Origin of the sequence: Streptomyces sp. NPDC059994 (assembly GCF_042737755.1) — a bacterium.
Lineage (GTDB): Bacteria > Actinomycetota > Actinomycetes > Streptomycetales > Streptomycetaceae > Streptomyces.
In genome coordinates this window covers 1-9,794 of record NZ_JBHWUR010000176.1, presented here as the reverse complement: position 1 = coordinate 9,794, position 9,794 = coordinate 1, and the positions used below count along the sequence as shown (strand labels likewise).

6 protein-coding genes are annotated in these 9,794 nt (G+C 73.5%); 4 read left to right on the top strand and 2 right to left on the bottom strand.

Annotation, left to right across the window (positions count from 1 at the left end):
- Together ACFWA7_RS38755 and ACFWA7_RS38750 are read left to right on the top strand one after the other, a co-directional pair.
- Positions 1–2,341: SUKH-4 family immunity protein (locus ACFWA7_RS38755; protein WP_385827882.1), on the top strand; the 2,341-nt coding region annotated here is incomplete at its 5' end.
- A 209-nt stretch (positions 2,342–2,550) separates the two neighbouring features.
- On the top strand, positions 2,551–3,453 hold the full coding sequence (locus ACFWA7_RS38750; protein WP_385827880.1) for a cellulose-binding protein: 903 nt from the start codon (positions 2,551–2,553) through the stop codon (positions 3,451–3,453).
- Positions 3,454–3,460: 7 nt separating this feature from the next.
- On the opposite strand, the gene ACFWA7_RS38745 is transcribed toward ACFWA7_RS38750, so the two are convergent.
- Together ACFWA7_RS38745 and ACFWA7_RS38740 are read right to left on the bottom strand one after the other, a co-directional pair.
- The gene (locus tag ACFWA7_RS38745; RefSeq protein ID WP_385827878.1) at positions 3,461–5,059 is read right to left on the bottom strand and encodes a cation acetate symporter; all 1,599 of its coding nucleotides are present in this window, start codon (positions 5,057–5,059) and stop codon (positions 3,461–3,463) included.
- Positions 5,056–5,388, bottom strand: coding sequence for a DUF485 domain-containing protein (locus ACFWA7_RS38740; RefSeq protein ID WP_385549879.1), 333 nt, complete (start codon positions 5,386–5,388; stop codon positions 5,056–5,058). Before ACFWA7_RS38740 ends, ACFWA7_RS38745 begins: the two co-directional genes overlap by 4 nt.
- A gap of 992 nt (positions 5,389–6,380) precedes the next feature.
- On the opposite strand from ACFWA7_RS38740, the gene ACFWA7_RS38735 reads away from it, so the two are divergent.
- Both ACFWA7_RS38735 and ACFWA7_RS38730 read left to right on the top strand, forming a co-directional pair.
- A complete protein-coding gene (locus ACFWA7_RS38735) occupies positions 6,381–7,169 on the top strand; it encodes an ABC transporter ATP-binding protein (RefSeq protein ID WP_371653150.1) in 789 nt (262 codons plus the stop codon).
- Complete coding sequence (locus ACFWA7_RS38730) at positions 7,166–9,739, top strand: ABC transporter permease (RefSeq protein WP_385549883.1); 2,574 nt, start codon at positions 7,166–7,168, stop codon at positions 9,737–9,739. Before ACFWA7_RS38735 ends, ACFWA7_RS38730 begins: the two co-directional genes overlap by 4 nt.
- Positions 9,740–9,794: the final 55 nt, after the last annotated feature.

Sequence of the window (9,794 nt, the reverse complement as noted above, 5' to 3'; positions counted from 1 at the left end):
GGCGCCCCCGCCCGCCCCGGCGCCCCCGCCCGCCCCGGCGCCCGCGCCGTCCGGCGGTGTCGCGTGGCCGACGCCGACGGCCGACCTGCCGTCGGGGGCGACCCCGTGGGCCGGTACGGACACGAACGCCGGGTCGGACGCCGGTTCCGTACCGCTTCCGGCGACGGTGTTCGCCCCGCCGCTGTCCGGCTCGGACGCCGACGACACCCCGCCGCCGAGGGCTCTGCCCGAGGCGAAGACGGCCCTGCTCCATGGCGGCAGCCAGCTTCCCCCGACGGCCATCGCCCCGGCCCTCGACCCGCAGGCGCAGGCGCAGGCGCAGGGCGGCCCGGGAGCGGGGCCGGCCCGGCCCGGGGTACCGGGTGCACACGGCGCCCCGGCCGGTCCCGGGAGCCATGGCGCCCCGGCCGGCCCCGGTGCCGCCGGTGGTCCTGGCGTGCCCCCCGGCCCCGGTGCACCTGGCGGTCCGGGCGCGCCGGTCGGCCCGGGCGGTCCCGGCGCTGACGGTGGTCATGGCCTGCCCGGAACCCCGGCCGCTCCCGGCGGCCCCGGCGCACCTGGCGCCCCGGCAGGCTCCGGTGTTCCCGGTCTGCCCGGTGCCCCCGGCGCGGCCCCCGGCCCCGGTGCACCCGGCGTCCCGGGCGCGCCCGTCGGCCCGGCCGGTCCTCGCCCCTTCGCCGCCGACATCGCCGATGCCGCCACCAGTAAGGCCGCTCCGCCGCGCGGGGCCCGGGGGACCACTCCGCCGCCGCCCGGGGAGCCCGGGGTTCCCGGGGCTCGGCCGGGAGGGGCTCCGGCGCCCGCCTACGTACCCACGCAGATGGTTTCGCAGCTCGGGCCCGACGCGCCGCAGCCCGACGGGCCGCCCACGCCGCCGGCTCCGGGCGGGGGCGGGGTGCACCATGCCGCGACGATGCTGGCCGACCCGAGCCAGCTCGGGGGACCCCAGCCGCCCGCGCCTCCCGGTCCGCCCGGCGCCCCCGGTGCCGGTCGTGCGCCGCAGCCGCCCGGGCCTCCCGGTGTGCCCGGTGTACCCGGCGCGCCGCAGCCCCCCGGCCCGCCCGGCCCGCCCGGCGTTCCCGGCGGGAGCAGTGGCGGCGGTGCGCACTACGCCGCGACCATGCTCGCCGACCCGAGCCGGCTCGGGCCCGGCGGGCGGCCCGGCGCGCCCCAGCCTCCCGGTCCGCCCGGGGCTCCCGGCCAGCCCGGCGTGCCCGCCGCACCCGGGGTGCCCGGAGCGCCCGGCGGCCCCGGTGGTGTGCACCACGCCGCCACCATGCTCGCCGGGCCCGCCCAGATGGGACCCGGCGCGCCCCAGCCCCCGCAGCCGCCCGCGTACGGCTACCCCCAGCAGCCCACCGGTCTGCCGACCGTCGGGCCGGGGTACCAGGCCGTGCTGCGGTACCGCGCCGCCGACGGGTCCGAGCAGCAGCTCATCCGGCGGTCCGCGCCCGGCATCCCGCACCCCGAGTGGCAGATCTTCCACGAGCTGCGCGGGATGAACGTGCCGCCGGACCACGTCCTGGAGCTGCACACCGAGCTCGCCTCGTGCGAGCTCCCCGGCGGCTACTGCGCCCGGATGATCCGGGAGACCTGGCCGCAGGTGCGGATCACCTCGGTCGCCCCGTACGGCACGGACCACGCCTCCCGTCGCCAGGGCGTCCAGCACCTGCTCACCCACCAGGGCGAGCTGGCGCAGGTCGCGGACGGCCCGGCCCGGCCGCAGCCGGTGCGCGCGCCGCTGCCGCAGGTGCAGCCCGCGCCGCCGCTCCCCCCGGAGGGCGTCGCGCACGAACTCGCCGGTGCCTTCGGCCCGCAGGGCGTCTTCCGCTTCGACCAGCGGGCGGTGTCCCGCCAGGGCGTGCCCGAGGCCGTCGCGGTCACGCTGGTGTGGGCGGGGCTCCCGGCCGACTTCGGGCCGTTCTTCTGGGCGCAGGCCGTGCCCGGCCAGCCGGTCCCGACGCTCGCCGAACTCGCCGCCCAGCGCCAGGTGCAGCCCGCCCCGGACGCGGGTTCGTACCTGGTGATGGGTTCGGACTTCGGCCGCGCGATCTGCGTCCAGTACGGGACCGCGAACATCGTCGCGGTGCCGGTGGAGGCGGGCCCGGGCGGCCAGTCCGTACCGCCGCAGTTCGTGAACTCCGGACTCCCCGAGTTCGTACGGTGCATGGCGCTGCTCGGCCGTATGTGGCGGCTGCGCTACGGGCTCAACCCCGAGCAGGCGGGCCGCTGGACGGTCGACTTCCAGGCTCAGCTCGCCGCGCTCGACCCGGCGGCGCTGGCCTCGCCGGAGAGCTGGTGGTCGGTGCTGCTCGAACAGTTCTGGGACGGACTGCTCTGAGTACATAGGCACATAAGTGCGTTGATACGACGAGGCGTTCGCCGCACCCACGCGGCGGGCGCCTCGTCGGCTTTTCCGGTTCGGACGGGAACTGCAGCATCCTTGGTCGTTAAGGATGGGCGGAGTGTCGTGTTATGACCACTTCACTTCGATCCAGGAGTATGTGGCCGCAGGACCGGAGAAGCCGTAGAGGTCGGAGGACGTCAACGATGAGTGCAGCGCCCGAACCACCGCAGTCACCCCAGGGCTTCGCCGTCGTGCGGGGCGGCCGGGGCTACCGGACGGACCAGGTCGACCGCCGGCTGGCCGTCCTCGGCGAGGACCGCGACGCCGCGTGGGAGCGGGCGGCTCGGCTCACCGTCCTCGCCAAGCGGATGGAGGCGGAGGCGGCCGCCCTGCACGACCGGGTCGCGGCGCTCGGCCCGCAGTCGTACGAGTCGCTCGGCCGCCGGGCCCGGACGCTGTACGCCCTCGCGGTCGAGGAGGCCGACGCCGTACGGGCAGGCGCCCAGGAGGAGGCTGCGGGCGTGCGCGACTCGGCGGACACGGCCGGGCGCCTCGCGCGCGAAAGCGCCCGCGAGTACGCGGAGACGGTCCGCGCGGAGGCCGAGGCGCGGGCGCGGCAACTGCTGCTCGCCGCACGGACGGCCGCCGACGAACACCTCGACGAGGCCCGCGCCGAGGCGCACGAACAGCGGGCGGAAGCGGCGGACGCGCTGCGCGAGGTGCGCGAGCGGACCGGCGCCGCGCTGGCCGAGCAGGCGCACGAGCACACCGGGCGCGGCGAGGCCCTCGACCGCGAAGTGGCCGCGCGGCAGACCGAGTCGGACTCCCGCCACGCCGAGCTGACCGCCCACGCCGAAGCGGCCCTGGCCGAGGCGGGGCGGGCCTGCGCCGAGGCCCAGGAGTCCGCCCGCCACGGTCAGGAGGACGCGGAGGCGCGGGGCGCGGACCTGGTCGCGGCGGCGCGGGTGCGGGCCGAACGGATCGGGCGCGAGACGGAACGGGTGCTGCGGGAGCACGCCGAGGCCCGGGAGGAGGCCGTCGCGCACATGGCGCATGTACGGAGCAGCCTGGCGGGGCTCACGGGGCGGGCCCCGGCGGAGGGGTGAGGGCGGCTCACCGCCGCGCCCCCGCCAGGATCCACCCCTCCACCGCCTCGTACTGCTGCCGCTGCGCGTAGACGTCGCGGCGGCTCAGAAACGTGCCCAGCCAGCCCGCCGCGAAGCCGAACGGGATGGAGACGAGGCCCGTCGTGGTGAACGGGAACCAGTTGAAGTCATGGGTGGGGAAGACGGACTGGGGCGAGCCCGACACCAGCTTCGTGCCCGTCATCACCACGACCGTGAACACCGTCCCGCCGATCAGCGTGCACAGCAGCCCCGCCCGGGTGTAGCGGCGCCAGAACAGACTGAGGACCAGGGCCGGGGCCAGCGCGGACGCGCCCAGGCAGAACGAGAGGGTGACCAGCGGCTGGAGGTTGTGGTTCTGGGCCGCCGTGGCCAGCGCGATCGCCGCGATGCCGACGGCGAGCGCGGCCACCCGGGCCGTGTTCGTCTCGGTGGCGTCCCGCACCCCGGCCCGGCCGCGCAGCCCGTGGGCGACCAGGTCGTGGGCGAGCGAGTTCGCGCATGCCAGGGTCATCCCGGAGATCGAGGCCAGCAAGGTCATGAAGATCGCCGTGGCGACCGCGGTGAAGAGCAGCGTGCCCAGCGTCGAGGCGTGCGGCCCGACGATCGCCTGGCTGGTCAGCAGCAGTGACGTCTTGCCCTGCGGGTCCGCCTCGGTGATGGCCCGGCGGCCCACCACCGCCGCCGCGCCGAAGCCGATCACGATCAGCGCGAGGCAGATCACCACGACCGCCGACACCGCCCAGGAGAGCGAGCGCCGGACCGCGCGGGCGCTGCGGGCGCTGTACATCCGCATGGTGATGTGCGGCAGACAGGCCGCGCCGATCACCACCGTCAGCTCCGAGCTGATCATGTCCAGCGAGTCGCCGCCGAACTGGAGCCCGGAGGAGAGGTACGCCGGGCCCGCGCCGCTGCCCTTGGCCGCCTCACCGAGCAGCAGCCCGGGGCTCCACCCGTACCGGTGCAGGATCAGGGCCGCGACGGCGAGCGAGGAGAGGGCGAGGACGACGGTCTTCACCGCCTGGATGAAGGCGGTGCCCTTCATGCCGCCGATCGCCGCGTAGCCGATCATCAGCAGGCCGAGCATCACGATGCAGCCGGTCTTGAACTCCGCTGCGCCGAAGCCCAGGACGAACGCGATGAGGTCGCCCGCGCCGGCCAGCTGGACCACCATCAGCGGCATCAGCGCGGCGAGCGTGACCAGGCACGCGGTGACCCGGACGGCGGGGCCGGGCGCCCGCCGGGCGAACGCGTCGCCCATCGTGAACCTGCCCGCGTTGCGCAGTGGTTCGGCCAGCAGGAACATCAGCAGCACCAGCGAGAGCGCGGTGCTGAGGGTGAGGACGAGACCGTCGTACCCGGTCAGCGCGATGACCCCGACCGTACTGAGCACGGTGGCCGCCGAGACGTAGTCCCCGGCGATGGCCAGGCCGTTGCGCAGCGGGGAGAGCGAGCGGGATCCGGTGTAGAACTCGCCGAGGTCGTCGCGGTCGGGCGCGGTCATCACACAGAGCAGCAGGGTCACGCTGATCACCGCGATGAACGCGATCAGGGACATGGCCCGGGCGTCGGAGGCGAATCCGGTCATCGGGCGGCTCCGTCCGTGTACCGCCGGGAGTTCGGCGGGCGCTGCGCGGCCTGGTGGCGGATGGCGGCGGCGAGCGGGTCGACGGTCCGCTGGGCGGTCCACTCGTACACGGCTATCGCGGCCAGCGTCACCGGCAACTGGCAGAGCCCGAGCAGCAGTCCGGCGGTGAGGCCGCCGGAGATGTGCCGGCCGAGGAAACCGGGGGCGTACCCGGAGAGGACGAGGAAGAGAACGAAGTACCCGAGGGCGGTGAGGGTGGAGACGCGCCGCAACAGACGGTAGGCGGTGCGGAGTTGGGGGATGCCGGGGGAGGGGCGGTGGTGCGGCATCGGCTGCTCCTTGCAGAGGGGGACGGGGGAGCCGGAAGCGCTGGTGGGTGGCGGCGAACTTACCGGTCGGTATGCACTCTGGGGACCCCTTGGGGCGAACTTTTCGGCACGGGCTGCTGGTTACCGTAGGTAACCGTGTGGGGGTGCGCCCTGAGGTGTCGGCTGCGGGCGGACTGCGGCTGGTCGCGCGGTTCCCCGCACCCCCGCAGGGTGCGTGGCCGTCTGCGGGGCGTGGTGGGCCGCTCGCGCGGTTCCCCGCGCCCCTATGGGGACGGGGTGAAGCGGCGACACCCCGCAACCTTTGGAGGCGCGGCGCTGTGACATGTGCGGCTCCGCCGCGTGGGCGCGCCCAGCCACCGACGGTCCGCGGACGAACACCGGGCCGAGAAGGGGGCGCGGGGAGCCGCGCGATCAGCCCGGCATCAGGGCCGCGACGACCGGGCCGCGACGACCGGGCCGCGCCCCCGATCGGGCCGCGCCCCCGATCGGGGGCGACGCCGGGCGCCGCGCCGGGTATCGCCTCCGTGTGGCCGCCGGATCCGCCCCGGGTGCTCACCGGCGTACTCCCCCAAGATCGGTTCACAGGGCATGTAGTTGACCGGGCTCCACCCTGTCATCCCTGCCCTGAGCGGCGACGGAGAGCGCTGGGGTGGAGGTCTTCGCGTGCGGACTCCGCCCTGGGGTGGAGAGCCCCTACGGGTTCCTCCCTACTTCAGGGCAGGGGGTGTTCGTCCTGGCGGAGGATGAGAAGAGGGGGAGCGGTTCTTTAACGTGGTCCTACATCGAGCGGCTACGGGGAGCCGCAGTGTGGCGGTCCCCCCTGCTCCTCAAGAGCTTGGGGGAGGGTGGGGTTAGCCCCAGCAACAAGACACCCCTGGGCACCAGGGTGCCTGGGGCCCCCGATCGCCAGACTGAAGACGTACGCACGACACGCGCCGGGCCAACGGCACACCGGCGCACTGACGCACTGACTCGCAACGAGGAGAAGAACCGTGACAACGGCTGTGACCATTCCCAGGCACGGGGGTACTGGAGGGCAAACGGCGGTCGCGGCTCGGGCGCGCCAGGTCGTCAAGGCGTACGGGTCGGGGGAGACCCGCGTCGTGGCCCTCGACCACGTCGATGTGGACATCGCCCGCGGGCAGTTCACCGCGATCATGGGCCCGTCGGGCTCCGGCAAGTCCACGCTGATGCACTGCCTGGCCGGGCTCGACACGGTCTCGGGCGGCCAGATCTATCTGGACGACACCGAGATCACCGGCCTCAAGGACAAGAAGCTCACCCAGCTGCGCCGCGACCGGATCGGCTTCATATTCCAGGCGTTCAACCTGCTGCCGACGCTCAACGCCCTGGAGAACATCACGCTCCCGATGGACATCGCGGGCCGCAAGCCCGACCGGGAGTGGCTGGACCGCGTGGTGGAGACCGTCGGGCTCGCCGGGCGGCTCAAGCACCGCCCGACCCAGCTCTCCGGCGGCCAGCAGCAGCGCGTCGCGGTGGCCCGCGCCCTCGCGGCCCGGCCCGAGATCATCTTCGGTGACGAGCCGACCGGAAACCTGGACTCCCGCGCGGGCGCCGAGGTCCTCGGCTTCCTGCGCCGCTCGGTGGACGAACTGGGCCAGACCATCGTGATGGTCACCCACGACCCGGTCGCCGCCTCCTACGCGGACCGGGTGCTCTACCTCGCGGACGGCAGGATCGTCGACGAGATGTTCCGCCCGACCGCCGACGCCGTGCTCGACCGCATGAAGGACTTCGACGCGCGGGGGCGGACCTCGTGACCGTGCTCAAGACCTCGATGCGCAACTTCTTCGCGCACAAGGGACGGATGGCCCTCTCGGCCGTCGCGGTCCTGCTCTCGGTGGCGTTCGTGTGCGGCACGCTCGTCTTCACCGACACCATGAACACCACGTTCGACAAGCTCTTCGCCGCCACCTCGGCCGACGTCACCGTCAGCCCGAAGAACGCGAAGCCCGACGACCGGCCGCAGACCGGCACGCCCGAGTCGCTTCCCGCCTCGGCCCTGGAGAAGGCGCGCGGCGCCGCCGGGGTGAAGTCCGCCGAGGGCGGCGTCTCCAGCTCCAGTGTCACGGTCGTCAACGCCGAGAACGAGAACATGGGCTCCTCCAACGGAGGTCCCACCATCGCGGCCAACTGGACGGGCAACGACCTCAAGGCGATGGAGATCACCTCCGGTCACGCCCCGCGCGGGCCGACCGAGATGATGGTCGACGCCGACACCGCCGACAAGCACGACCTGAAGATCGGCGACGAGCTGCGCACCATCGCCGTCACCGGTGACTTCAAGGCGAAGATCACCGGCATCGCCTCCTTCAAGGTGACCAACCCGGGCGCGGCGATCGTCTACTTCGACACCGCCACCGCCCAGCGCGAACTGCTCGGCCGCACCGGCCTGTTCACCAATGTCTCGCTCACCGCCGCCGACGGCGTCAGCGACGAGCAGCTGAAGCAGAACGTCGCCGCCAAGCTCGGCGCCGGCACGTACAAGCTGGAGACGGCCGCCGAGAACAAGGACTCCAACCGCGACTCGGTCGGCTCCTTCCTCGACGTGATGAAGTACGCGATGCTCGGCTTCGCCGGGATCGCCTTCCTCGTCGGCATCTTCCTGATCATCAACACCTTCTCGATGCTGGTCGCCCAGCGCACCCGCGAGATCGGTCTGATGCGGGCCATCGGCTCCAGCCGCAAGCAGGTCAACCGCTCGGTCCTGGTCGAGGCGCTGCTGCTCGGCTTCTTCGGCTCCGTCCTCGGCGTCGGCGCGGGTCTCGGCCTGGCCGTCGGCCTGATGAAGATCATGGGCTCGATGGGCCTGGAGCTGTCCACCGACGACCTGACGGTCAAGTGGACGACGCCGCTGGTCGGCATGGTGCTCGGCGTCGTGGTCACCGTCCTCGCCGCCTACCTCCCGGCCCGGCGGGCCGGAAAGATCTCCCCGATGGCCGCGCTCCGCGACGCCGGTACGCCGGCGGACGGCAAGGCGGGCATCGTCCGGGCCGTCATCGGCCTGGTGCTGACCGGCGCCGGCGCCGCCTCGCTCTACGCGGCGGCCCACGCCGACAAGGCCAGCTCCGGCGCGGGCGTCCTCGCCCTCGGCGTGGTGCTCACGCTCATCGGCTTCGTGGTTATCGGCCCGCTGCTCGCGAGCGGTGTGGTGCGGGTGATCAGCGCCCTGGTGCTGCGGATGTTCGGCCCGGTGGGCCGGATGGCCGAGCGCAACGCGCTGCGCAACCCGCGGCGTACGGGAGCGACCGGCGCGGCCCTGATGATCGGGCTCGCCCTGGTGGCCTGCCTCTCGGTGGTCGGCTCCTCGATGGTCGCCTCGGCCACCGCCGAGCTCGACAAGTCGGTCGGCGCGGACTTCATCGTCCAGGCGGGCAACGGCCAGCCGATCGTCCCGCAGGCGGCCGACGCCCTGCGCAGGACGCCGGGCATCGCCCACGTCACCGACTACAAGTCGGTGGACGCGAAGATCACCACCCCGGACGGGAAGACCAGCAGCGAGGACCTCTCCGCGGCCAGCCCGACCTACGCCCAGGACCTGCGGCGCGAGACGGTCTCCGGCAAGCTCTCGGAGGCGTACGGCAAGGACGCCATGTCGGTCGGCGACAAGTTCGCCGAGGACCACAAGGTCAAGGTGGGCTCCACCCTGACCGTCGCCTTCAAGAACGGCCGCACGGCCCATCTCAAGGTCGCGGCGATCACCTCGGACGACACCAATGTCGACAAGGGCGCGATGTACACCAACGTCACGACCGCCGAGCGCTATCTGCCCGCCGACCGGGTGCCGAAGAACATGATCATGTTCGCCAAGGCGGAGGACGGCAAGGCCAAGGAGGCGTACGCCTCGCTGAAGGCGGCCCTGAAGCCGTACCCGCAGTACAAGGTGCAGGACCAGACGGACTTCAAGAAGGACCTGAAGGACCAGATCGGCCAGCTCCTGAACATCGTGTACGGCCTGCTGGCCCTCGCGATCATCGTCGCGGTGCTCGGTGTGGTGAACACCCTCGCCCTGTCGGTGGTCGAGCGGACCCGGGAGATCGGCCTGATGCGCGCCATCGGCCTCTCGCGCCGCCAGCTGCGCCGGATGATCCGTCTGGAGTCGGTGGTGATCGCCCTGTTCGGCGCCCTGCTCGGCCTGGGCCTCGGCATGGGCTGGGGGACGACCGCGCAGAAGCTGCTGGCCATGGAGGGCCTGGGCGTCCTGGACATCCCGTGGCCGACGATCATCACGGTCTTCATCGGTTCGGCGTTCGTGGGTCTGTTCGCCGCCCTGGTCCCGGCCTTCCGGGCGGGCCGAATGAACGTGCTCGGAGCTATCGCGAGCGAGTAGCCGCCGTACGGGGGTCGGCGGGGCGGCCCCGGGGAGTTCTTGCGAACTCCCCGGG